The organism is Ruegeria sp. SCSIO 43209, assembly GCF_019904295.1.
GTDB lineage: Bacteria > Pseudomonadota > Alphaproteobacteria > Rhodobacterales > Rhodobacteraceae > Ruegeria.
Genome location: NZ_CP065359.1, coordinates 2,720,922 through 2,746,340 on the forward strand (window position 1 = coordinate 2,720,922; position 25,419 = coordinate 2,746,340).

At 52.8% G+C, this 25,419-nt stretch carries 20 protein-coding genes and 1 tRNA gene; 6 read left to right on the forward strand and 15 right to left on the reverse strand.

Going from position 1 to position 25,419, the window contains the following annotated elements:
• Positions 1–54: 54 nt before the first annotated feature.
• From I5192_RS13600 to I5192_RS13615, 4 genes are read right to left on the reverse strand one after another with little or no spacing between them, the layout of a single operon-like run.
• Entirely contained in the window at positions 55–1,116 is a 1,062-nt protein-coding gene (locus I5192_RS13600) for a PotD/PotF family extracellular solute-binding protein (RefSeq protein WP_223117072.1), read from the reverse strand.
• A gap of 17 nt (positions 1,117–1,133) precedes the next feature.
• A complete protein-coding gene (locus tag I5192_RS13605; RefSeq protein WP_170465241.1) occupies positions 1,134–2,231 on the reverse strand; it encodes an ABC transporter ATP-binding protein in 1,098 nt (365 codons plus the stop codon).
• Positions 2,228–3,016, reverse strand: coding sequence for an ABC transporter permease (locus tag I5192_RS13610; RefSeq protein ID WP_170465243.1), 789 nt, complete (start codon positions 3,014–3,016; stop codon positions 2,228–2,230). The genes I5192_RS13605 and I5192_RS13610 overlap by 4 nt, the downstream gene beginning before the upstream one ends.
• The gene (locus I5192_RS13615) at positions 3,013–3,873 is read right to left on the reverse strand and encodes an ABC transporter permease (protein ID WP_170465245.1); all 861 of its coding nucleotides are present in this window, start codon (positions 3,871–3,873) and stop codon (positions 3,013–3,015) included. The genes I5192_RS13610 and I5192_RS13615 overlap by 4 nt, the downstream gene beginning before the upstream one ends.
• Positions 3,874–3,989: 116 nt before the next feature.
• Between I5192_RS13615 and I5192_RS13620 the strand changes: the two genes are divergently transcribed.
• Positions 3,990–4,643 (forward strand): TetR family transcriptional regulator C-terminal domain-containing protein, encoded by a 654-nt coding sequence (locus I5192_RS13620; RefSeq protein WP_255611879.1) that lies wholly within the window; start codon positions 3,990–3,992, stop codon positions 4,641–4,643.
• Between the two features lie 1,194 nt (positions 4,644–5,837).
• On the opposite strand, the gene I5192_RS13625 is transcribed toward I5192_RS13620, so the two are convergent.
• The 11 genes from I5192_RS13625 to I5192_RS13675 all read right to left on the reverse strand — a co-directional run bounded on the left by I5192_RS13625 (position 5,838) and on the right by I5192_RS13675 (position 21,750).
• Positions 5,838–9,458: a DUF4114 domain-containing protein gene (locus I5192_RS13625; protein ID WP_223117073.1), complete on the reverse strand. Its 3,621-nt coding sequence runs from the start codon at positions 9,456–9,458 to the stop codon at positions 5,838–5,840.
• A gap of 705 nt (positions 9,459–10,163) precedes the next feature.
• Positions 10,164–13,157, reverse strand: a complete 2,994-nt coding sequence (locus I5192_RS13630; protein WP_223117074.1) for a matrixin family metalloprotease — start codon at positions 13,155–13,157, stop codon at positions 10,164–10,166.
• A 516-nt stretch (positions 13,158–13,673) separates the two neighbouring features.
• Positions 13,674–14,309, reverse strand: coding sequence for a hypothetical protein (locus I5192_RS13635; RefSeq protein ID WP_223117075.1), 636 nt, complete (start codon positions 14,307–14,309; stop codon positions 13,674–13,676).
• A gap of 31 nt (positions 14,310–14,340) precedes the next feature.
• Positions 14,341–14,868, reverse strand: a complete 528-nt coding sequence (locus tag I5192_RS13640; protein ID WP_223117076.1) for a helix-turn-helix domain-containing protein — start codon at positions 14,866–14,868, stop codon at positions 14,341–14,343.
• Between the two features lie 517 nt (positions 14,869–15,385).
• Positions 15,386–15,595: a helix-turn-helix domain-containing protein gene (locus I5192_RS13645; protein ID WP_223117077.1), complete on the reverse strand. Its 210-nt coding sequence runs from the start codon at positions 15,593–15,595 to the stop codon at positions 15,386–15,388.
• A 111-nt stretch (positions 15,596–15,706) separates the two neighbouring features.
• Positions 15,707–16,483, reverse strand: coding sequence for a hypothetical protein (locus I5192_RS13650; protein ID WP_223117078.1), 777 nt, complete (start codon positions 16,481–16,483; stop codon positions 15,707–15,709).
• A gap of 226 nt (positions 16,484–16,709) precedes the next feature.
• Entirely contained in the window at positions 16,710–17,879 is a 1,170-nt protein-coding gene (locus tag I5192_RS13655; RefSeq protein ID WP_223117079.1) for a site-specific integrase, read from the reverse strand.
• 148 nt (positions 17,880–18,027) lie between these two features.
• Positions 18,028–18,104, reverse strand: a tRNA-Arg gene (locus I5192_RS13660).
• Between the two features lie 64 nt (positions 18,105–18,168).
• On the reverse strand, positions 18,169–19,551 hold the full coding sequence (locus I5192_RS13665; protein ID WP_255611880.1) for a sensor histidine kinase: 1,383 nt from the start codon (positions 19,549–19,551) through the stop codon (positions 18,169–18,171).
• A gap of 18 nt (positions 19,552–19,569) precedes the next feature.
• On the reverse strand, positions 19,570–20,988 hold the full coding sequence (locus I5192_RS13670; protein ID WP_223117080.1) for an NAD(P)/FAD-dependent oxidoreductase: 1,419 nt from the start codon (positions 20,986–20,988) through the stop codon (positions 19,570–19,572).
• 3 nt (positions 20,989–20,991) lie between these two features.
• Positions 20,992–21,750, reverse strand: coding sequence for a TVP38/TMEM64 family protein (locus tag I5192_RS13675; protein ID WP_370644315.1), 759 nt, complete (start codon positions 21,748–21,750; stop codon positions 20,992–20,994).
• Between the two features lie 268 nt (positions 21,751–22,018).
• Between I5192_RS13675 and rpmH the strand changes: the two genes are divergently transcribed.
• The 5 genes from rpmH to I5192_RS13700 all read left to right on the forward strand — a co-directional run bounded on the left by rpmH (position 22,019) and on the right by I5192_RS13700 (position 25,370).
• On the forward strand, positions 22,019–22,153 hold the full coding sequence (rpmH, locus tag I5192_RS13680; protein ID WP_005980833.1) for a 50S ribosomal protein L34: 135 nt from the start codon (positions 22,019–22,021) through the stop codon (positions 22,151–22,153).
• A 26-nt stretch (positions 22,154–22,179) separates the two neighbouring features.
• Positions 22,180–22,605 carry a ribonuclease P protein component gene (gene rnpA / locus I5192_RS13685; RefSeq protein ID WP_223117081.1) on the forward strand — a complete coding sequence of 142 codons (426 nt, stop codon included), beginning with the start codon at positions 22,180–22,182 and terminating at the stop codon, positions 22,603–22,605.
• Positions 22,602–22,835 carry a membrane protein insertion efficiency factor YidD gene (gene yidD / locus I5192_RS13690; protein ID WP_223117082.1) on the forward strand — a complete coding sequence of 78 codons (234 nt, stop codon included), beginning with the start codon at positions 22,602–22,604 and terminating at the stop codon, positions 22,833–22,835. Before rnpA ends, yidD begins: the two co-directional genes overlap by 4 nt.
• A gap of 38 nt (positions 22,836–22,873) precedes the next feature.
• Positions 22,874–23,758 carry a tRNA 2-thiocytidine(32) synthetase TtcA gene (gene ttcA, locus I5192_RS13695; RefSeq protein WP_170402750.1) on the forward strand — a complete coding sequence of 295 codons (885 nt, stop codon included), beginning with the start codon at positions 22,874–22,876 and terminating at the stop codon, positions 23,756–23,758.
• A gap of 70 nt (positions 23,759–23,828) precedes the next feature.
• Complete coding sequence (locus I5192_RS13700) at positions 23,829–25,370, forward strand: bifunctional diguanylate cyclase/phosphodiesterase (protein ID WP_223117083.1); 1,542 nt, start codon at positions 23,829–23,831, stop codon at positions 25,368–25,370.
• Positions 25,371–25,419 lie beyond the last annotated feature (49 nt).

Genomic DNA, 25,419 nt, shown 5'->3' on the forward strand with positions numbered 1-25,419 from the left:
GCGTTATCCTGTATTTGGGATCCGGAACCGAAAGGCCCCGGAAATGGAGTTGTGTCAGAAGCCGGCTTTGATCCGTTCGAATTCAGACAGCATTTTCGCCTCAAGCTCGGGATTCACCGCATCAAAGAACAAGCTGCCTTCGAAGAAGCTTTTTGGATCCGAGAACCCATAGGCTTCGATGTTGGCTTGATCGGCTATTTCGAACGCTTTTGCGTTGGAATGTGGGTAGCCCCAATTGTCGATGATGTACTGGCCGCTGGCAGGATCGGAGAGCGCGTTCAACAGATCGTAGACCTGATCGACAGGTGTCGTCGACGATTTCAGATGCACGTAGCCACACGCCCAGGTCGCGATACCTTTGTCGACGTCACGCATCATGGCGGCAGGCACTTCGTTCCAGATCAGGTTCAGTTCGGACTGGTTCCAGGCCCAGCCCAGTTCGATCTCACCACTGGTCATAGCCTGATCGAACTGACCCGCATCTGACCAGTAAAAGCGCATGTTCGGGTGGATCGAGCGCAGGAAATCAGATGCTTCCTTGAACTGTTCGTCACTCAGATTCGTGTAATTGTCGGCATTTCCAGTAGCCAGCGCTGCCAAGGCATATGCAGACGATGCAGCATCCGGGATGGCGATCTTGCCCGCATAGGCCGGATCAGCCAGCAGTTGCAGCGAGATGTCATCGCCTGAGATTTTGTCGGTGCGATAGATAAGGCCCGTGTTCCCCCACTCGAACGGCAACATGTAAAGCTGGCCGTCCAGTACGATGGCGTCCACTTCCTTGATCTCAGGCAGCACATCGGCCCAATTTGTCAGCTTGCTTTCGTCCAGCGGTTGGATCAAATCGGCCGCGACCCATTTCCGGACCGCGTCGGAACAAGGATGCGCCAGATCAGCTGTGAAACCCGAACTTAGTTTCGTAAAGGCTTCCTCCTGACTCCCGAAATAAGAATAGCTTGGCGCCTCATTCCCGTACTTTTCCATGTAGCTGGCAAAGAACCCGGGATCTTCATATCCCGACCAGTCAAAAACCGTAAGATCAGCGCCATTGGCACTGGCACTTCCCGTACTAATCGCCGTCGCACATGCGAAGGCCGCAATTCCCTTAAGTCTCATTCTATCCTCCCACTGATTTACTTTGTGTCTGTACCAAGATCGATTACGCTGGCCCCCTGAAGCCCCAGCCAAACAACGTCTCCGCGCTTGAAATCGACCGTGTGAAAATAGTTCGGAACAGATACCGAGATTGGTTTCTCAGCTCCCGCCACTTGAATGTGGTAATGAATGTTCTCGCCGTAGAAGGCGACGTTGCTGACAGTGCCTTGGACCGTTGACGGGTAGTCTTCGGGCTTTTCAGCAGAGATTTCCAATTGTTCCGGGCGAATACCGATGTTCATGTCTTTACTGCTGGTTACAACGTTGGGATTTTTCTCGATCTCAATCCGCCCGAAGGCGGCTGCGTCGATCGACAACATATCGCCGGTTTCACCCAGCAACTGAGCAGGCAGTATGTTCATTTCACCGATGAAACTGGCCACTTGCTGATCACAAGGACGGGCATAAAGCGTGGTTGGTGTGTCCACCTGCTTGAGCCGTCCGTTAAACATCACGCCAATACGATCTGACATGGTCATCGCCTCATATTGGTCGTGTGTGACCATCACAAAGGTGATACCAAGCGATTGCTGCAAATTGCGCATTTCAAACTGCATCTGTTCGCGCAACTTCTTGTCGAGCGCCGACAAGGGCTCATCCAGCAACAACACTTTGGGTCGCATGATCAGCGCGCGCGCGAGCGCCACCCTTTGCCGCTGCCCACCCGACAACTCACTTGCGCCGCGATCCTGAAGGCCGCCCAGCTCGACCATTTCTAGGGCTTCTGCTACGCGCTGGTCGATCTCAGCCTTGGGTGCCTTGCCCCGTAGTCCATAGGCCACGTTGTTCCCAACGTTCAAGTGCGGGAAGATGGCGTAGCTTTGAAAGACCATGTTTGTTGGTCGGTTGTTGGCTGGGACACCTTCCATATCCTGACCATCGATCAGCACGGTGCCCTCGGTCGGTTCCTGGAATCCCGCGATCATCCGCAATACCGTGGTTTTGCCACATCCCGATGGGCCGAGGAGTGAGAAAAACTCGCCCTCTTTGAGATCGAGATTGATCCCGCTAGCCGCTAGGAAAGTGCCATAGCGTTTCTCGACGCCCCTGAGTTCTATGATATTTCTGACTGTCATCGGACCTCTGATGCAGATGAGCGGCGGCGGAAATACTCGGCCAATACCAAAAGCAGAACCGAGGTGAGCAGCAAGATGGAGCCAAGCGCCAGCACATTGGGAAGCTTGGCGGGGAAACGGATCTGGCTCCAGATATAGACCGGGAGGGTTGGCTGGTTGCCTGACAGGAAAAAGGCTAGGACGAACTCATCGAAGCTGACCGTAAAAGTGACCAGCATACTGGCTACGATACCGGGGGAAACGACTGGCAGCGTCACGCGGCGGAAGGTTTCGAACACGCCGACGCCCAGATCGTAAGATGCCTCTTCCAGCGATGCGTCAAAGTCATCAAAGGCAGATTTCAAGATCGAAACTGAAAACGGTAAGGCGAGGAACGTATGGCCCAGAACAACGGTCAGCAAAGACGGTTTGAGACCGAGAAACAGAAATAGGACCAGCATTGACGAGGCCACGATAATGCCCGGAATAACCAAAGGCAGCATCACCAGCCCTTCAGCCGCACGCTGACCCCTAAATCGATAGCGAACAAAGGCGCGAGCGGCAAAAAGCCCCATAGCCGTGGATAGAATTGCAACGACCGTGCCGACGCCAAGCGAATTCCAAAGGGCCTGGATCAACGTATCCTGCTCGCCCAGCTTGCGATACCAGTCCAGCGTCCAACCCTTGATCGGAAAGGCAACGATTGTGCCGCTGTTGAACGAGAACAACGGCAGGAAAAGGACCGGCAGGTACAAAAATACCAGGTAGAGGAAAGCGTAGGCTGTCAGGGTTGAAGGACGTCTCATTTGATCCGCCTCCCAAGCCGGGTGGCGGTAATGACAAACACGATGGCGACAAAACCAACCGACAGCATTGCGATCAGCGACAGCGTGGCGCCGAGGGGCCAGTTGTTGGCGGCGCCGAACTGCACCTGAATAAGATTGGCGATCATCTTCCCGTCCGATCCGCCGACGAGTGCCGGGGTCACATAGTCACCGACAGTGGGGATGAAGATGATCAGGCAAGCAGCAATTATCCCCGGGATCGTCAGCGGCAGCGTCACCCGCATGAAGCGTTGCAAAGGGCTGTTGCCGAGGTCGGTGGCGGCCTCCAACAGGCTCGGATCGATCTTCTGCAACGAGACATAGATCGGCAGGATCGCAAAAGGTGCCCAGGCGTGGGCAAGCGTCAGTACGACAGCGAATTCATTATAGAGCAAGAAGTCGAGCGGTTCGTCGATCAGACCAAGCATCAGCAGCGCAGAATTCATCACCCCGTTGAACCCAAGGATGAGTTTCCAGGCAAACACACGCAACAGATAGCTGGACCAGAACGGAATGGTGATGAGCAAAAGCCAGATGGTCTTTTTCCGGGCCTTCATCGCGATAAAGTACGCGATGGGATAGGCCAGTGCGACAGTGACTACCGTAACTGCTCCGGCAATCCAGATTGACCTTAGCATTAAGTGTCGAACCAGCGGATCAGCAAAAGCCTCGCTATAGTTTTTCAGCGTCGGTGACTTGTCGAGCGTTACGTAGGTTTGGGTCCAGAACGAATACGCAATCAAGATCACTAAAGGCGCTGCCACCAGAAACCCCACGTAAGCCGTGGCCGGTGCGCTAAGGGTAAAACCCCGGGACGCTTCACTGCGAAAAATCACCATATCCCCTTCTTGGATTTACGAGCCACTAATGGACGATCGTCCATTTAATGTTGCGCCAGAAAGGCCTTTCGTGTCAATCTTCCTGTGAACCGCCCGAATTAGAAGGCCCTAAGCTAATGGAATCATTGAATAAGGCGACAGAGTTCAAAGGAAGAAAGCGTAGTTCGAAGCGTGACCCAGAGGCCAATAGGCAGCTTCTGATCATGGCAACATTGGACACTATTGCTGATATTGGAGTTACCGATACGTCGGTCAGCCGCATCTGCGAGCGTTCCGGTTTATCACGCGGAATGATCCATTTGCATTTTGGTGGGAAAGACAATTTGTTGACGGCGGCAGCCCAACATTTCAGCACCCAGTATTATGCTGAGATGGACAGATTGACCGATCTTGGCTTGGATGCATCGCCTGAAGACCGAGTGATGGCTGTTATCGAGGCGGACCTGTCCGAAGCTTTGCTGAATCCAAGAAGTACGAAAATCTGGCATGCTTTCCGAGGTATCGCAAGCTCACACCCAGGCATTGCCCGTTACAGCAGCACTCAGGATTACAGACTTGTTGAAACCTTGAGGCTTGCGTTTTTGGAGATAGCGCAACAAACCGGGCGTGACCCAAACTTGGTTGACGATGCTGCCAGCGGAACGCTGGCATTGCTGGAAGGTATGTGGGTGAACTATCTTACTGATATGCAGGGATTTTCGCGACGTCGCTCTGTTGATCTAATAAGAAGATTCTTGGGCGGGCTTTTCCCCGGAAAGTTCAAATTGTGAACCTTGGCGACGCTTAAGTTTTAGATAAACACGAAGCCTCTTCTTGGATAGCCGACCATTGGTTTTTGCGGGCCTCCTCGCGCCTAAGTGTTATCCACCCTGCCTTTGACGAAATTCAATGTCTGCTTTGTGCTGGAGAAAGCTCCCCATTGCAGATGCAGCGAATGACAGCTTTCCGTCCGTTTCGTTAGAATAACAACGCGTTCTTGCGCAAACAGTACTCGCGCAGCCTGCTCCGCTGCACCTGTTTTGGGGCAGCGGGATTTGGACAAGCCAGACGCCCCTGGCCATCAGGGGCAAGGCGCTGCCTTCCCCCTCGGGCAACCCTATTAGACAACACCGTGTCCTCGGCTACGCCTGCGAGCCGCACCACTATTGTCGAATAGCATTGCCTCGCCCCCATCCGCGTTCGCCACGTGGCAGATCAGCAGGAACAGGCGCCTTCGGCGACTGATCTGCAAATCAGCCCTGATTTTCCCAATGGAGAAGTCAGGATCATTGAAACCGGTCTAGGTGCTGGATGGAAGGATGTGAGGCGAAAATGGAAAGGTTCTGTCGCTGGTGGCAGAACTATGTGTCGCCTGACAAGGAAACCAGTGGCGGACCGAGGAGCAACTATATATTTTTTTTAACTATCTGTTAAATTTTGATTAATATACCAAATATAAGACTCATACCACTAAATATACCACACTGCGCATAGGTTCTGGCGTTTCAAAGCCTCAGGTTCGAGTATGACTGAACGACCGGTAAGACGTAATGTAACAGACGCTCGCGCAAAGTGCAGTAAACGACTGCTTCGAGCCCAAAGCGGTCGGGCACTCAGAAGGCTTTTGGTCGCCAACGAAATGCACAAGTTTGCTCGCAAACACTCTTTGAATTAAGCTTCGTGGGATGAGCTTAGATTTGAAAGAAGTTGATTTAAGGGCCGTCAGCGCTTGCCATCAGGGCATAAAGCCGGGCCGCCTGCTAGGTGATCCAGAAGCGCGCCTACCCGAGTTGTAATGCGCCTGTTCTGCGGACGACGCCGCCGTTAGCCCCATCGCAGCACCTTTGGCCTGCATAAACGACCGCTTCGCGGACAAAGCGTGCATTCGACAATTTCCCTGGAAACTCTTCGGGGATTTCGCTCCTCGCGTTAGGGCTATCAGATTGCGCATATGCATCTGCTAAGCTGTTGAGAGTTTTTGGAACTCAGACGAAATCAAAGGCGTCGGTTGCGCGAACAATTTCTAGAACGACATCCTCATAGTCTTGATCGCCGCCACCCGTGAGGTCTTCAAAACCCAAAATAATTGACTCACCACCCGGTGCCACGCCCGAAAGGGAATGTTGGACTCCGTCTCGATTCATGTCAGCATCATAACTGTGGTAGACAATCTGGTCTGTTGTTGTACCGTTTATGGCCAAGAAGATATCTGCACCATCGTCCAATGTTGCAACTGCACCAGCTGAATTGACGAAGTTGAATTCATCGGCTTCTCCCAAGCCAGCCAACCAGTCTGCACCATCTTGGACAATAAAGAAGCCAAGCGTATTCCCAGCGTCGATACCTTCAACAAGAATAGCATCTTCACCTGGATCATTGGCGTTGTCGAACAGCACGCGAGCGTTTATCAAAGTACCAGCTTCATCGATCTCATATAGGCCAACGACGTTGTCGTATCCCGCAAACCCAAGATCGACGATGTCGATCTCAAATTGGGTGCCACCATTGGATGTCAGGAAGAGCTGATTGATCACACCGTTAACAAAGCTTGGGTCCACTGCTTTCCCCTCAGCAAGTTCGGGCAGTAGGTTCTCAAATGTGATGGTAGTATCATCCTCAAATGCGACAGCCATGAAATCACCGTCAGAGTAGTTCCCCTCTAGCGTGACCCGCGTATCAAAATCGCCGTCCTGATCAGAGTCGATGTCCAAAATTGCTGAGCCAAACGTGACCAACACATCTTTTCTAGAAAAGGCGGAGTTTTCCACTACAAGCTTGTCAGATGTGTCAAAGTTCCTAAGGCTATCTCCGTCCAATTCTTCTGCATTCCCTCGGACGGTCTCTTCGCCATCAGCTGAGTCTAGATCAAACTCTTCTACTTCTTCGGTCGCTTCAATTTCTTCTGGTGAATTGGCTTCCTCGACCCTCCAAGCTGGACCACCATCCCTGTACCCCAGTGTTTCAAGGACCGCGACATCGATCCCGGACAAAGTCTCATTCGGGCCTCCATATCCTGCAGTTATCAACGAGTCAGTGCCGAAATACAGGTGCTTTTTGTCAAGTTCAGTACGAACGAGGGCTGTTCCCTCATTCGACTCGTCGGTCAACAGAAAATAACTTTCACCCTGACCCTGATCGTTCGTTTCTTCCTGAATATGAAAATCCCACGGGTACGACACTGTTCCGACTCCGAGGCCGTGCAAGATTTCATGTGTAAACACCGTAGCCATATCATAAGACGGTAGTTGCCGAGATGCTTCATTGGGACCACCTGCTCCACTGTACCAAGCTGGTACTTTAGTCGGATCAATAAGTATTCGCATGTCTGGATCGGCGGTATTTGTATTAGTCACATACTCGTAAAGGGCCTGAGGCACGAACCGCTCGCCAACGCCACCATTGATCGGACTTCTAATTTCAAGTCTCACTGGACTATCGACCTGGTCTGCTTCGGCAATTGAATCTCCAGCTATGTCCGCAATGGTATAGACAAGTTCAATCTCCAGATCTGGAACATATGAGTTGGCTTCATAAACACGTGCGGCAGCAGCAAATAAATCATTCTCCAGATAACGCTCTAAGTCTTGATCAACTTGAAACCCATTACGTTCAAAAGTGATATTCGTCCTGCTGGTTTGGAGTGGGTCATTCCCGGAAGCATCATCATCGGTTATTGTTCCATAAACTAGATCAAAGACATCACCAGAAAACGGGTCGAGCACACTACCGGGAAGAGCTTGTCCGGTTACGTCAAACTGTTCTAACTGTGCCGTTGATTCAGTAATATTGATTGCCAGACCAAATACGATTTCGGAGTCTGGTTCGATTACGGGATCGTCTACGATTGGCACCCTGACCAATTCACTTAAAGTTTGTCCTGCCTGGATAGTGATTTTCCTGGTGGCCGTTTCGGCGGTTCGAAAATCCGACCACTCACTTATATCTCCAAGTGCGACGCCGCCATTCATCGCCGGCATTGATCCGTCATAGAGTTGGACTAGGTCCAGAACAAGAATACCGGTGTCAAAGGCGTCGCTGAGCTCTACATTGAACTCCAGAAATCCACTGGATTCATTGGCAACCTGATCGGCCATCGAAATGCTGATGAGTCCTTCCACACCTACAAAATCAGAAAGAGTCAATTCGGATACTTCTTCGACGATTAACCTATGGTTCGCTTCGCCATTTCCGTTTGTGTCGATAAGGACATTCCAAGTAGTGCCAATTTCTGGATCAATCTCCAGTACCACTTCGCCCCGTTGCCCCGTAAAGCCGTCGGGTTTCAACGTGAAATTCTGATTTCCCGATTGAAAAGGCTGTGCGTCCCACATGGACAAATCAATTTTGTCGCCGTCCTCGCGACTAAAGTCCTTAATTGTGTCGGTGCCGAATAGTTCATCGAATAGGCCTGTTCCGGGCGCTTCTTCTTCATAGGCCGCGAAGTGATCCGCGCCTAGTCCTCCGGTAAGTGTGTTCTCCCCGGTGCTTAGGAAAAGAAAATCATTTGATGAACTTCCAATAATAGTATCGTTGCCTTCTTGCCCATAAAGATACCAGGGGATGGGTTCGGCGCTTGATGCATCTATGCGATCATTACCATCTCTGCCTCGAAACTCTTCATGGCCAAGCACTTCATATCTAATAAACTCTACCGCTGTTCCCAACCTGTAGTAGACGTCTCGAATGGATTGCGCTTGCTCTAGCGTGGGCAATGTGACGATGTCATTGAGATTGGTACCGGAGCGCCACGTAGTAGTCATTAATTGAGTATTCGTTGCGTTTGCAATTGAAGCAAAATCTACAACATTGTCACCAGTCTCAGGTGGCCGCACGATTTCAGGGAAGCCTTGGTATGGTTCGCCGGGTATATAGCTTTCGTCGCTTAGGACCCAGATATAGTCAGGTATGGAATTTGAAAAATTGTTCTGGTCAGGACCGGGAATCTGGGGTCCGTATATCATCAATAGACCATCGCGAACGGCACCTTGCACGGCGTCACCATTGGTAAGCCCGTTCGTACTACCAAGTTGGCGATATGTCTCGTTACCAAATTCCGCCGTCTCGCCGAATCTAGGAATAGAATAGGTAGGGGTTAGATCTGGTGCGAATGCGGTTGCGTCATGCTCTTCAGTTATCTGAGCAGAAACCACTACAGCGTTAACGGTTGAAACTACCTCGGTAATATCGTCGCCAAGGTCGCGATAATCGTTAATACGGTCGGAGGAATAATAAAATTCTTGAAGCAGATTGTTGAAATCATCCACAGGCCCAAATAACCCTGCATTTACGACCCTATCAGAATAGGGAAGCTCTTCTGGGGAAAACCCGCTTAGCCCAGTACCATTAGCGTATCTAATCTCTTGAAAAGGTGTGAAAAACGTCTGTCCGTTGTAATCGATAGGAACTAGTTCTGAAATTAGCTCTCCATCCCAACCCGTAGATGAAATTAACTCTCCCGTTTGATCATCAAAAACTTCAATTTTTTGATACGTTACACTTTCAAACGAATACTCAATCTTTATCCAATTCGACACTTCGCACCCCACACACTCTTGACGCAAACAAACAGAAACAATCTGATCTTTGTAATCGAAGTAGGTTGCCACAAATATTAAAGCACGTCTACTTTGGGCTCGAAGCGGCCATCCGAGCACTTCGCTCGAATGACTGCTTTGCCTTGCTTGCGAGGCAGTGCCTGGTCAGTCGATCAATTTCTGCAGTTCCCTGTCAGTGCGGATAAGTTCATTGATCGTCTTGCGCATTTCCTCGGTTCCTCTCGACCGTCCCCCATGTTTCCAAGACGGATGACTTGGCCCCGCAGCATGCCCTCCTCTAGCCCCATGCATGCGACACACACTCCAACCTTGAACTGCAGGCGCGCTGCAGCGTTGGCCGGTAGACTTTGCCGTTGCTGTGCATCTGGGTGCATTATTGAGTCTTTTGGTAGGGTCCGTGAGGTTGTCGTCACTTTTTGTCATCCGACCGCCCCCCGTTTTGAACATTGCCAACGATAGCCTGACCACCTTCTTTGACTTCAACGCGCTCGACACGGACGGTTTGATCCGACTTAGATCGATACCGTTTCAGGGTCTCAACCTTACTAATCAAAGGAAGGAACGACTTGTTGTCTCCTTGAAGAGTTGCACTCGGACGTTGGGTGCAAATAAGTGATGTAGCTGGCCCGTTATCATGCACAATTTTGATGGATGAACCTGCTTGGATTGCCAATTACGCATTGAAGCCCAAGTTACCAGCATTGCTAGCAATGTTGACAAAAACCACGAGTATTTCTTCGCAATCACCGCTCTTCGCTAAACCCACACAAACGAGTCTTCACTCAGATCCATAAACGCAAGGTCCTCAACTAAGACTTTGGCACCACCTAATTTAAGCAGCACCCCGTCATCCAGATCCCGGTACTTAATGTCGGAGATATCGTCTGCAAATAGACTTGAGCCGATCCCAATCTGGTCAATCCCAACTTCGAAATCAGTGACGATGTCGAAGCCATCAAAAAAGTGAAACTCAAAAAGGTCAGCTCCCTCTCCACCAATAAGAACATCGCGACCGGGTCCGCCTCTCAGGATATCGGCGCTTTCCCCACCTTCCAATTTGTCTCTTCCGAAGCCTCCCTCCAGGATGTCAGCTCCATCCAAGCCCTTGATATGGTCTCGTCCCCACAACCCCCGAAGATAATCCTCGCCACCATCATCACCAACGAGAACATCTCGTCTCCAGCTGCCCGAAAGCGATACGCCGTCGCCAAGAATGCTCACTGTGATTAAGGCCGTGGCCTCGGAAGTTCTGCCGAACGCGTCTTCAATTTCATAATTGAATATCTGGATTACCTCGTCTCCGGGATCGGCCAAATCAAAAACATCTGAATCTGCTTCATAGGTAAACGAACCATCATCATTCAGCGTTAGTTGCCCCTCTTCCGGACCAGAAAGTAGGGATACGGTTAGTTCTCCGCCTGTGTACCAGTTGTCGTTCGCCAGGATGTTTCCAGCCATGAAATCGTCTTCGTCAACGTAGAAAAAATCGTCTTGTGCATTTGGTGGAAACGAAACAGTTATGGCTGTCGACCCATCGAGATCTACAACCGTAAATTCCGAACCGGAATAGTCGCCCTCCAGGACGATGGTTGTGTCGGCTAATCCGTCTTTGTCAGTGTCTATGTCCAAAATTGCGGAGCCCATATAGACACTCAGATCACTTCGATCAAAACTGACGCCATTTAAAATTAATACGTCATCAGTCCCAAATCCAACGACAGTATCACCGTCGAGTTCAGTTGGCACACCCGTTATCCGATCTGCACCAGAAACTAAGTTGAATATCTCAATATCTTCCGAAGCCTCGTACACATCATCCGTTGTGTCGTCATCAATGTTCATCTCAGTTCGAGATGGGCCGTAAATCGCTTGGATGTATTGCCTATCCAATTCTGAGAACGCCCCTGTACTGAATGGGTCATGCATAATGGAATTCGAGTCGTTAGTGTGCTCAAGCCCAATTGCATGACCAATTTCATGTATTACCAAGCTTTCGAGAGTAGCGCCGCTAACGCTATCTTTAACTAGTATGTCTCCAAAATCAGCATCCCTCCTATTGTACGAGTTGAACGTGGCATTCGCACCATCCGACAAAAAGAATGCATCGTTGAAACCAATCGCCTCTCCATCCTTCCCACCTGACCAATTTGCTAGATAGATCCTGATATCAGCGCCTTGTGCATTATAGCCTAGATTTTGAAAGCTTATTCCGCCATTCCGCTGCCATGTTTCAAATCCAATAAATACTGCTTCTGATAATTCCGAAAATTTCTGTGAGTTAGGATGATTGGGGTCAAGTTGGCCTTGATCGTTGAGAACGGCTATAGTGGGTCCACCAGCAATGAATTGAGAGTTGAAACTTGGAAGGTTATTTCCATCCACTATTATCGAATAAGTTACAGTGCCACCATAAGTACCAAGTTCATGGCTATTTCCCCATTTGTACGCGACATTCCGGATTTGCTCGCCCGTTCTGTCTGTCAGAAGAATACTTTCAATACCGTTAAGTGTGTCGTTGCCTTGGTGACCTTCGCTTACCACGCGGCGGTCCCTTAATTGAAAACCGTTGGATGTGTAAACGATACTGAAATCACCCACACCACTATCGGCGTCGTAATACTCCGTGATGCCGGAGTACTCGGCAATGTCGATCCCGCCACCACCAGTAATCCTATCGTCGCCTTCTTCGCCAAAAATGTTTTCATCGCCCGGTCCGCCAATATAGACATCGTCACCCGGGCCTAGTAGCGCGTAGCCGCCCAGTCCCGTTTGTGTCACGTGATCATTTCCTCCCCTGGCAAACAGGTAACCAGAGTTCATCCAAACAACATCGTTGTAGTTGCTGGCATGTCCATTGATGACGTACGTGGAGAAAGTGTCGATCTCTCCATATTCGTCGATTGCGCTACGCCCAGCCACTGTCGCTCCCGCATGTGTTTGCTGGCTATCGCTCAAGTTCACGAAGACCCCACCGAGTAAAGACTCTTCGTAAAAATATATTCCCTCTTGGAATTGGTCGTTCCCAGAACCACCGATCAGAAATGTAGTTTCATTTCCAATCAGAACGTCGTTATCAGCACCACCGTAAAGAAAGTCAAAAAGAAACTCTGAATGTGCCGGCCCAGAGTATAAAGTATCATCGCCATCCTCTCCGTATATATAGTCAATTCCACTGCCACCTGTGAAAGTATCATTACCGCCTCCGAGTCTGGCGATAGTATTTTGGGAGCCTCCCGTTACGGTGTCGTTGGCATCGCCTAAAGTCAGATTGAATGAGTCTGATGGTGCAAGCAGAGAAAGATCAATATTATTTCCATTAAGGCTATCCTGGTACCCAAAGTTAATGTGAAGCACAGATTGGTCGCCAATCAATTGGCTTATTGTTAGCCCCTCTATTTCTGAAAGCCGTATTCCAGTTGCTCCTGCCCCGGGGGAGTTGTCGTTGCTGTGAAGGCCAAGAAAAGAGAAATTCAAACGACTTATTAGGTGTTCTCGCGACAAACTTGCGTACATAGTTGAGCGATCTGCGTCGAGATACTCTACAACATGGTGTGTTGATTCAGGCAAAGCTTGAGAGGTTATTGTTGGTATCTCATCAAGCAGCCAGATGGTCCCAAGGCTTGATTGCAAATAAAATCTGTTAGACAGCGTATCGTATTGAAGTTGCACGCCAGCAATTGGGGTGTTGTAGACATCGCTCGCCGGAAAAACCCGACCACCTGGGCCACTGTAAATTGCGCTGAAAGACATTGATCACCCCCCAAAAAACAAAAAAAATATTGCCCAAGGTATCACAATTGCCAAAGTTCTCAAAACTGTGAGGAATAGAAACCGACAAGTCTGTACAACTCTGGGCGCACCGAAAACGGGACTATCGCACTTAATTTTGTGCCTAACGAAAACTGCGCGAACCAGTATCCGGAACCTGGATACTATTAGTTAAGACTACCTAAACGACTGAAGACTTTTACTTATATTTTTTTTGCGATCATCAAAGGTACTTACCCAATCAAATTCTGCAACTCCTTGTCGGCGCGGACAAGTTCATTGATGGTCCTGCGAGCTTCTTCAGCCTTTCGCGATCTTTCTCCGTGCTTCCATGACGGATGACCCGGCCCAGCAGCATGCCCACCTCTGGCACCATGCATGCGACACACACTCCAACCTTGAACTGCAGGCGCGCTGCAGCGTCGGCCGGTAGACTTTGCCGTTGCTGTGCATCTGGGTGCATCATTGAGTCTTTTGGTAGGGTCCATGAGGTTGTCGTCACTTTTTATCATCCGACCGCCCCCCGTTTTGAACATTGCCAACGATAGCCTGACCACCTTCTTTGACTTCAACGCGCTCGACACGGACGGTCTGATCTGCCTTGGAGCGGTACCTCTTCAGGGTTTCAACCTGACTGGTGAAGGTCCGCGCAAGTTTGTTGAGCGCTCGTTCCGCAGAATCTTGCTGCGGGAGAGTTTTGACGTGGTTCAGGCGGCGCGCCATCATCATGGTGGCCTGATGGATCGCGCCCATCTGGATCGCAAGCATGGCTTCGATCTCGTCTTGCGGCTTAACTCCGGCAACAACCGACATCACGAAGTTCGAAGCGGTCTCAGAAATCGAACTGTCCTGTTGTCCGAGTATGGCTACTTGATCCATGACGCCTTCGAAGAACCGATAGTCAACGGTGCCGAGCTCATGCATCGCTAAGGCACAGGCTGCGTTTGGGTCTTTCCCTTTATGTCCAACCGTGAGCCTGCGTGTGTCTTCTTCGAAGTCCAACTTGATGTCCGGGGCCCGGACAAGTGACCTCTTCCGTTCCTTCAGATCCGCAATCGCATTGGTTTCCGCGTCGGTAAGTTCGGAGCCCTTTGTCCGAAGTTCGTTGCCACTGTCTTTCTGTGTCTTGCTCATGTCCGCCTCGCTTAACAGGGAGTGGTTAGTATTAGTGTTCCGTTTCAGAACCGACGGACCGGTGAGAAACCGGCCTGACGGGTTCTGATTTGGAACCATGGGAGGTCTTTGGGTTCTCAAACGGAACCACAGAGGATGCTGACGGGTCCGTCTCAGAACCGCGTTTTGTTTTTTCGGGCTGCCAGAGCCGCCAGTCATTAGTGGCGGCTTTCTTACCGGACCGGGTCTGCGTCGCCTTAGTCGTCAATCGCCATTCATGGGCTTGGCGGTGATACCAGTTGCCTTCTTGCTCGAGCACAAGGAAGCCTTTGTCCTGCAGATCCTCGAAAGCCCGCTGAACCGTGGCCTTGCCTAGGCCAAGAATCTCTGCCGCCTCGTTCATCGACAGAAGAAGCTTGCCATTGTTGCTGCCATTGAAGCGGGCGTGAAGCTCCAGCCAGAGTTTCACTGCGGGTCCGGACAATGCCCGCCACGCCGGAGATTTGATCATGGCGTAGGGCAGAGGGACGTATTGACCCTCATCCGACCTTTTACCATTGGGAGATCGGCGCCTACTCATCGCGACACCTCCGCTGGAATTGCGCGGGCAATGCATCCAGTTCGGGTAGGTCACAGCCGATATGCGCCCGGACGAGCCGGGTTAGGCCAGATTTGGACACACAGTACCCGAGCGTGTCCCAGGCCGCTCCCCCGGCCTGAAATTGGGGCCTCTGGCGCTGAAACAGCCATTGGATACTGTCCCGACAAACTGCGACGCGGTAAACACCATGGCGAAAGAGCTCGCCGCTGTAGTTCTCAGCAGTTTCCCGATGATCGGTTGGAGAAAGAGGGCCAGTGTCTGGCCCCCTGTCGTGACTCGTAATGTTCGGCTTGGAGAAGGTCATATCAGCCATGCTCGATCCTTCCTTTCCGAATGATCACCCGTTCGACAGAGTGGCTCAGTGGCGACCAGTAATACCGGCGCTCGTTTTGTCTTGTCGGCGCAGGGCATCCTGTGGCATCAACTGAACTTGCTAGGGTGGCAGTTGATGTCACTGGAAAAGCCCCATCTCCGCGCTTGGAGTTGGGGTTTTTCATTATGCAGCCTCATTGTTGGGATCGGTGCGTCGGGCCGCCAGCCAGGCGTTCAGATCGGCGCCATGATAGGCGATCCGCCGACCAATGCGAATAAAGGCCGGACCGCACATGCGGTGGCGCCATTGAGCCAGCTTCTCACGGTTTCCCAGCAATTGCATTTCAGGGTCTTCTGGGAAATAGACCCGGTCTTCATTAAAGACGTTTGCCATCGTTGAAATCCTCTTGGATCAGTTGCGATGGCTCCCAATTATCGGCAGCTTTCCCGAAGTGTCACCAGACTTTTTCTTGCGCTTAAGCGGCTTCCCGAAGTGAGAAAATGCTTAAGCGTTTTTCCTGAACACCGCTTCGTACCTTGATTTGAAAGGCTCTTCTGAACGCAACGCCGTTCCATAGTCCGCATGAGTTTTTCGCGATTTTGGGAAGTCCAGTTGTTTCTCAACTGACTTCTCCAAGGCTTGCTCGATTATTCGTTCTTCGCTGATCAAACCAACCGCGCCAGATAGTTGCTCGATTTCTTGCATCAGCAGTTCCAAGTTCTGAAGTCTGCGATCTCGGGATGCACGTGCCCCGGCTTCGCCAGCCTTTATTCGGGTGTTTGCTGCCAGAAATGCTGCAGCTTCAGTGCCTCCTGAGATAGCCTCAATTTCCTTGGTTACATAACCCGCTGTAAAGTCGTCGTTTGTCACGAACTGCGACAAGAATAGTTTCGCTGATAGACTAGCCAGAGACGAGTCAGGGAAGTGATTTAGACAAAACTCAAACTGTGCAACTGCTGACCAATTTTCACCGAAGGTATTTCTCATCCAAGCAACATGATCGTCGCCCAACCAATCGAGGACACTTGGTAGAGTAGTGTAGTCCTTTTTTGATATGACCCCCGCTTCGGCTAGCGCTTCGTAACAAACAAAATGAACTGCGTCGTGATCGCCAGATCCAAACATATATGACAGCATAGCGGCGGGGTCTAAGCCTCCAGTTCCAACTATTTCTTTAATTCTCTTAGGAAAGCCAAAGTGGTCTCCGTAGGTCATCCCAACCGGCATAGAAGCTACAGCAGCTTCCGCTGCTTCCTCTGTTGCGAAATAGCTTAAACCCACGACCTCTTTGTCTAGTCCTGTCCTAGTCGTTATCCAAACTTCCCAAACGGTGTCTCCGTCCCTTGTTTCGCTGAAATCATCGGTAAATGTGTTTCGAAGAGAGACTAGAGACGGCCCTGGGACCGCACCCACCACGACGGGGGATGCCTTGTGGCGTATAACCTCTGTAAACCGATTAGGTTTTGTCCATTTGCTATGCGTCATCAAATCATATCCATCTAAATTGCTAACTCGAAACAGACTTGCACCACCGCTCGATCAAATCGCGGCGGCGTTCCAACAAATCCGACCGCGCATAGGCGCGCTCAACATCCGAACCAACCTGATGGGCCAAGGCCGCCTCTGCCAGCTCGCGCGGTGCGTTTGCAGCCTCCGCCGCCCAATCCCGAAACGAACTGCGAAAGCCATGCACGGTGACGCCATCCTGACGCATCCGGCGCAGCAACATTAGCATGGACATGTTTGACAGGGGCTGATGCCGCTTTTGACCCTCGAACACATAGTCAGAGGCCAACGCGCGCAGCGGTTCCAGAATGGCCAGCATTTCGTCGGTGAGAGGAACACGATGGACCTGCCCGCCTTTCATGCGCTCCGCAGGTATGATCCAAAGTCTCGCATCGACATCGACCTCGGGCCATTTCATCTCCAGCACCTCTGAGGTCCGGCAAGCGGTCAGGATGGTGAACTGCAGCGCCTTGGCTGCCATGGCTGAACGGGTCTGTAGCTCGGCAAAGAACGCGGGCACCTCTTGCCACGGCATTGCGTCATGGTGCTGTACCTTTGCTTTGACGGTGGGCAGCACCTTGCCTTCACGGATAGCGGTCACCGGGTTCTCGCCTGAGCGGAAACCCTTGGATTTTGCCACGTCGAGTACCGTCTTGATCCGCTGAGACAGTCGCTTTGCGGTTTCGTGTTTCTCAGTCCAGATGGGGGACAGGCACATCAGCACTTCGGGCTGATCAATACTGTCGACTGGCATGCGTCCGATCTTTGGAAACGCATAGTCGCGCAAGGTATTTAGCCACTGCTGGCCGTGCTTGGCGTTCTTCCATGTGGGCAGCCGGTCGATGTGAACCTGTCGGCTGAGTTCTTCGAAGGTCGGGATTTCACGCTGGGCATTGAATCGAGGGTTTAACCCGGCTTTCGCCATGCGTCGATATTCGAGGGCTCTTTCTCGAGCCTGGTTTAGTGTGACGACATCAGCGCCACCTAACCCGAAATCCGTGCGCAGCGGAGCGCCCTTGCGGTTCTTCTGCCCTTTGACCGTCACGCGCACGATCCAGCGCCGGGCGCCCGAGGGATCAACAACAAGGTACAGGCCAGAACCGTCGCCATGTCGACCCGGGCCAAGATTCTCTACCAGTTTCTTTGTCAGCTTCCCGCTGAGCGCAGCCATGAAAATACCACAAAATATACCACTCAACGAAAGTATAGTGGTGTAATTGGATAAAATCCAATGAAACACGCCAGTGAGACTACAGCCATAAAACACAATGGTTTTAGCAGCCTAATATGGTTCGGCAAAATTGGAGAAAATTACCAAGTGGCGGACCGAGGAGGATTCGAACCCCCGACCCCTTGATTCGTAGTCAAGTACTCTATCCAGCTGAGCTATCGGTCCGCGTTGGTGAGGCGGTATTTAGACCTGAGGCCGAGGGCGCGCAAGTCGATTCTTCAAAAAAACTTCAAAAAGTCATATCACCGCGTGGAAGCCTTATTTCAAAGGTGGTTCCATCAGGCCCTGTGTCTTTCAGAAACAGATCTCCGCCGTGACCCCGCACCAATTCTTGCGAAATCGCGAGCCCAAGTCCCGAGCCGCCTTTGCGAACACCACCCTGAAATGGTGTAAACAGATTCTCTCGGGCCTTAGGAGGCAGGCCTGGACCTGTATCGCTGATTTCGATGCACCAGTCGGCTTCAAGCTCAGATGCAGACACTGTTACGCGCCCCGCCTTACCAGAGACCAAAAGCGCCTGACGGGCGTTGCGCACAAGATTCATGACAACCCTGAAAATCTGTTCCGGGTCGGCACGGATAACAAGATCTTCGGGTACGTCGTTCACAATCTCAACGCAGGCATCGGCAATGGCGAGTTGCTCGCTGGCGACAACATCTGCGGTAACGTCCCGCAAGCGCACCATGGTCAGGGTTGGGGCTGGTTCTTCGGCGCGTCCGAACGCCAAGGTGCTTTCGCACAAGGAAACCGCCCGCGTGATCGAATTGACAAGTTTGGGTGCCATTCGCGCCACCAGGGGGTCATTGCTTGCCTCAATTCGATCGGTAAACAGCTGAGCAGACGTCAGAATGTTGCGCAAATCGTGGCTGACCTTGGCCACCGCCCCGCCCAACTGGGCCAGACGTTCACGTTGTTTCAGGGCCTGGGTCAGATCGGTTTGAAGCATCTGCAGGGCCTCTTCGGCCTCGCGCAGTTCGGTCACCTTGGAATTGGGGGAGATGATGCCGCGCGCATCCTCAGGTGCGCTGGCATAGCGCTGCATGTAGCCCACAACGCTTTTGATCGGACGCACCAGTACCACGCGCACAGCCAGAAACAGGAACGAGGCCGTTATGATTGAGATCACAAAGGACAGCCCAAGGATGCGGAGACCATAATCCGTCATGGCCATGCGCAAGGGCTCACTGTCCATTGTCACCTCGATCAACAGTCCTGCGTCTTTGACCGGCGCGCCAATCACACGAATGACCTCGTTTTCGGGGGTAAACAGCCTCGAGACCGCATCACGGATCAGCACCCAAGCCCTGGCATTACGCAAATCAAAGGTTTTGGTGATCTGGGTCGGGATCGGTGAAGACAGCATGAGCTGACGCACCTCGTCGCGGCGCAATACGACGTTATAGACCCCCGCATTTGACAGCAATTCCGCTTCAAGCTCATCAGCCAGCATATCGTCGGCCAACAAAGCAAGCGAGGCGATCTGGGCGCGTTCCAGCCGGTTCAGCAGAAAATCTTCACGGAAGCGCGCGATCGAGGGCACAAAGATCAGTACTTCGGCCAACATGACGAAGACCGTCGTCAGGATCAGAAATCGGCCCGACAGCGAGTTCACTTTGCGCTCCTCCTTGGGTCAGGGAATCCAGCGCTGGACGAACCTGACCACTCTTTTAACCATTTGATTCTCAAACAGCCTTGGAGAGAAATAGGCCCCTGCCACACGTTTGTTAAGCTCTCCGACCGTTGGGTAAGGCGAAACCATCGCTGCGATCTGACCCATCTTGAGATTATTGGCCAGCGCCAGCGACCACAAGTTGATCAATTCTCCGGCCTGATATCCGACGATTGTCGCGCCCACTGGTCGGCCCTTTACGACCATCACCTTGATGAACCCCTTGGTCTTGCGCTCGGAAACTGCACGGTCATTGTGGTGATAGTCGAACCGGGCAACCTCCACCGCGTCGCCATGCTGTTCACGGGCTTGTGCCTCGGTCAGGCCGACCTGTGCCAGTTCGGGATCTGTATAGGTGGCCCATGGGATATGAGCGGTCTTCGCTTTCGACGGAAGCCCAAATAAGGCAGAGCGGATGATGATCCCCGCATGATATCCGGCGACATGGGTAAATTGCAGCCCACCTGCAACATCACCAATGGCATAGACCTTGCGATTGCTCGTGCGTAAAGAGTCGTCCACCTTGATGCCTGCCCGCGTGCTGTCGATCCCGGCAGCGTCGAGGTTCAGACGGTCGATATTGGCCTTGCGTCCGACGGCCAGCAACAGATGAGAGCCCGCGTAGACCTCATCATTCTCAGTGACCACCTCAATGGTGCCTGCATTTTCTCGGATCTGGGACACCATGGCGTTTTCATGGATTTCGACACCTTCAGTCCGAAGGCTGTCCAGCACGACGGCTGCAGCTTCAGGGTCGTCTTTGCCCAGCGCACTAAGGCCCTCGATCACGGTCACTTTGCAGCCCAGCCGGATATGCGCCTGCGCCATTTCCATGCCGATGGGACCTCCGCCAATGATCAGCAGGTGCTCGGGCTTATCGCGCAGGTCGAATATGGTCTCGTTGGTGTAATACGGCACTTGATCCAGCCCGGGCAGCGGCGGCACCAAGGGCGATGAACCTGTGGCCACCACGACGCGACGGGCGGTGATCAGATGATCTCCGGCCTGTACCTGCGTGGGTGAGATGAAGCGACCGTACTCCCGGATTACCTTGACGCCAAAGCCTTCAAAACGCTCCTGACTATCCATGGGTTCGATCTGGGCGATAACACTCTGCACATGATCCTTGGCAGCTGCGTAATCCACTTGTGGCATCGCATCCGCGACGCCAAAAGCCGACGCGTGGGCCTGAGCATATGCAGCCTTGCCGCTGGCGATCAGAGCTTTGGATGGGACACAGCCGAAGTTTAGGCAATCCCCACCCATCTTGTGGCCTTCCAGCAGGATGACATCCGCACCCATCTGGCTGGCCCCGGCGGCTACAGACAACCCGCCTGACCCGGCCCCGATCACCAGGATATCGGTTTTCAACTCTTGCATGGATCAGGAGCCCTTTCGACCACGGAGGGATTTGATGACAATCGGCAGCGCTGCCAGCGCGCACAAGCCAATAATTGGCCCGATCACGAAGGGTTCCCATAACAGCGAGACATCAGGGGTCTCGCCGCGATCAAAGACACCACCCAGCCCAACACCGATCCAGGTATAGACAATCCCACCAGGGATGATGCCCAGCGCCGTCGTGATCAGGAAGTTTCGGAACTTTACCCCAACCAATGCGGGCACCAGATTGGCAACGAAGAAGGGCACCACAGGTACAAGACGCAGCAGGAACAAAACCGAGATTTCATTCTCACGCAGCCCGTCCTTCAGTTTCTTGACCGTCCCTTCCGAGGCTTCAAGCTTGGCGGTCAGAGATTCACCCAAACCCCAGCGTGCGGCCAGAAAGATCGTCGAAGCGCCTATGGTTGCGGCAAAAACATTAAAAGCCGTTCCTGCAAGCAACCCGAATAGGAACCCACCGGTCATCGAAGCGACCGCAGCGCCAGGCAGCGAGAAGGCAACAATAATGATGTAAATCCCTACGAAAGCCGCAGCCATCGCCCAGTAGTTTGAATCGCGCCAGGCCAGCAGGGCCTCGCGATTGTCGCGCAGGGTTTCAAAGGTCAGATAGTCGCCCAGCGCAAAGAACCCCACAGCGGCAACGGCGAGAATCACCGCCAATGGGATATGACGTGCCAGCCCGTTGCGCTGGATCTTGGTGGTTTCGTTCATCTGGGTAGCAGGTTCTTGTTCATTCATCTTGCCCACAACATGCGCCGCCCGCGCGCGCTGCAACAGAGGCCTCACGGGGCCTTGATGTTTATGGCACTTAATGTGAGGGATACGCGCTCTGAACCCGGTTTTTGAAATCTTTTGCCCGGACAGATTACAGATTTGTTGCAAAACGCACCAAAACCCCCACCTAGGGGTTTGACTTACCCCCCGCTACCCAGTAGAGGACGGGCTTCGAACACTAGGGCCAGGCGAATCCGCGCCGCACCCACCGCTATAGATTGGAGACGGAGCGATGAAACGCACCTATCAGCCTTCGAACCTGGTTCGCAAACGCCGCCACGGTTTCCGCGCGCGCATGGCCACCAAAGCCGGCCGCAAAATCCTGAACGCACGTCGCGCACGCGGCCGCAAGTCGCTGAGCGCATAAACCGCTCGACCTTTCGGGTTATGAACATGACGCCGCCGGAGGCCCCTGAGGATGGTAATAACCAGCCGCGGGTGATGCCCCCGGCGGCGTCCGTTTGCGCATCTGAATCATTGACCGTACTGCAGAATCGCTCGGACTTTCTGAAAGCCGCGCGGGCCAAACGGCAAGGCACTGCATCGATGATGGTGCAGGCGCGTAAACGTGGCGCTGATGAGGCTGCGGGCATTCGCATCGGGTTCACCTGCTCAAAGAAGGTCGGCAATGCCGTCGCCCGCAACCGCGCCAAACGCCGCCTGCGTGAAGCCGCGCGAGCCGTATTAACTATTCATGGGCATGCGGGCTGGGACTACGTGTTGATCGGCCGCGCCGAGGTTACCGCTGCACGGCCCTTTGATGCGCTGAAAGACGATTTGCGCTATGCGCTGCGCAAAATTCATGGGGGTGGCAAGTGAACATATTTGCCCATCTCCTCGCCCTGCCCGTCCGGGCCTACCGGTTGATCTTCAGCCCCTGGGTCGGATTCAACTGCCGCTATCAGCCGACTTGTTCGGCCTATGCGCTGGAAGCGCTTGAAAAACACGGCGCCATCAAGGGCGCATGGCTGGCGGCGCGCCGGATCGGGCGCTGTCATCCGTGGGGTGGCGACGGTTATGACCCTGTGCCCGAAGACGAACGACCCTGACCCTTGCCCGGCTCACCCAACTGCGATAGGCCCCGCCCATGTTTGATGAAGCCGACGATATCCATCCGCTTTTTGCCGGTGCGCCTTCAACCACCGAGTTCAAGAAGCTGCGCAAGCGCATCGTGCGCCAGACGCGCGAGGCCATTGAGCAGTACGGCATGGTGGACCGCACCGCCGAAGGTAAAACACCCCGCTGGTTGGTCTGCCTATCGGGCGGTAAGGACAGCTATACCCTTCTGGCGGTGCTCTACGAACTGAAATGGCGCGGTCTGCTGCCCGTGGATCTTCTGGCCTGCAATCTGGATCAGGGGCAACCGGGGTTCCCGGCAACAGTCCTGCCAGAATTCCTAGACCGTATGGGGGTGCCACATCGGATTGAGTATCAGGACACCTATTCCGTTGTGATGGACAAAGTTCCGCAGGGCCGCACCTATTGTGCGCTGTGTTCACGCCTGCGTCGTGGCAACCTCTATCGTATCGCGCGCGAGGAAGGCTGTTCCGCAGTTGTGCTTGGCCATCACCGCGATGACATCCTTGAAACCTTTTTCATGAACCTGTTCCATGGCGGTCGTCTTGCAACCATGCCACCAAAACTGGTGAATGAAGAAGGTGATCTGTTCGTCTATCGCCCGCTGGCCCATGTGGCCGAGGCGGATTGCGAGAAATTCGCCAAAGCGATGAACTATCCCATCATACCCTGCGATCTGTGCGGCAGTCAGGACGGGCTGCAGCGCCAACAGGTCAAGCAGATCCTCGATCAGTGGGAAAAGAACAGCCCCGGCCGGCGGCAAGTGATGTTTCGGGCATTGACCAATGCGCGGCCTTCGCATCTTCTGGACCCAAAACTGTTTGATTTCGCAAATCTTTCGATCGATCCGATTCAAAAAGACGAAAATTCAGACGATATTCCCCAGTTACGTTAACGCCTGACTCAGATTGATTTCCTACGGTTGGCTTGCGCGATCCTAGCCCAAGCTGAAGGCCCTAAAACCTATGCGGAAATTCCTCTTTGTCGACCGTTGTTCCGAAACGCTGCGGATATTTCTCACCGGACCGCAGGTTCTGGCATTTATTCCCGCGGCGTGTTTAGCCGCCTTCTGGTTGGGCGGTGAACGTGCACTTGTTACCACGGCTTTGGGTTTGCCCCTTGCTTTTGCCGTCATCGGAAATTGGGGAAGCCGTTCTTATACAGCCCGCAGTTCAGGTATGCGCCCCAGCGGCCTGGTTCCCTATGACGTTTTTCAATCAGAGTTGGAGGCGTTGAGTGAATCGGTCAGCAAATCAGGTGAGAATGCCGCCTGTATTGCAATTGCTTTGGACGGCTATGCCGAGCTTCAGGATCTGCACGGTCAGGCTGCCGCCACTCATGTAAAGCAGCAATTCAGTGATCGTATCCTGTCGATCATCCGAAATCAGGACATCTTTTCGCAGATCGATCAGAACCGGTTTCTCATTGGCCTGCATCCCTCCCCACATCTTGATCTGGAAGCTTGCATTCAAATGTCCGGCCGCATCCAAAGCGCAGTCGAAGAGCCGCTTTTGTTGAATGGCACAGGAGTTTACCAATCCTGCTCGATCGGGTTCTGCCTGCATTCAGACCTGCGACAGGCCGAGGCTGATGAGTGGATTGGCGCCGCCACCGCTGCACTGTCCGAGGCGCAAAGAAGCGGTCCCTCGACCATACGCGCCTATTCAACCGCGACCCGTCGGCGATCCCTGGTCCGAGCCAATTTGAGAAAAGAGTTCGAGGCGGCATTGGACAATGGAGAGATTCGGCCCTGGTTTCAGCCTCAGGTTTCAACGGATAATGGGAACATCACAGGGTTCGAGGCTTTGGCAAGGTGGGAGCATCCAATAAAAGGTGTTCTCAGCCCGCAGGTATTCCTGCCCTTCGCCGAGCAAGCCGAACTGATGGAGCGGCTAGGTCAAATCATGCGTCACCATGCTTTTGAAGCGATGCAAGCTTGGGATCGTGCAGCATGCGTTGTGCCCCGGATCGGTATCAATTTCTCATCCGATGAGTTGCGCAATCCCGGCTTGATCGACCGCCTGAAATGGGAGTTGGATCAGTTTGATTTGACACCGGATCGGCTGGCGGTTGAGATTCTGGAAACCGTGTTCTCTCGCAGGCCGGATGACGTGATCACCCGGAATGTAACCGGCATGGCTGCGCTTGGATGTTGTATCGACCTGGATGACTTTGGCACCGGACATGCTTCAATCGCCTCTATCAAGCGGTTTGACGTCTCGCGGATTAAAATTGATCGGACGTTTGTCACCAAATCCGATCAGGATCCCAGCCAGCAGCAACTGGTCAGCGCCATTCTGACCATGGCTGAACGTCTGAACCTCGAGACGCTCGCCGAAGGCGTGGAAACGCCCGGCGAGCACGCGCTGATGGCGCAATTGGGCAGTAACCACGTTCAGGGGTTCGGAATTGCAGAGCCAATGCCATTTGAGCAGACCCTGGATTGGATCGCGGCGCATCGTGCCAAGATCAGGGGTGCATCCAAGATCGGTCGCAAAATGGGATGAAATCTGCAATTACGGTGCGCCAAATCCAGCGCTGGAGCGATTTGATGGG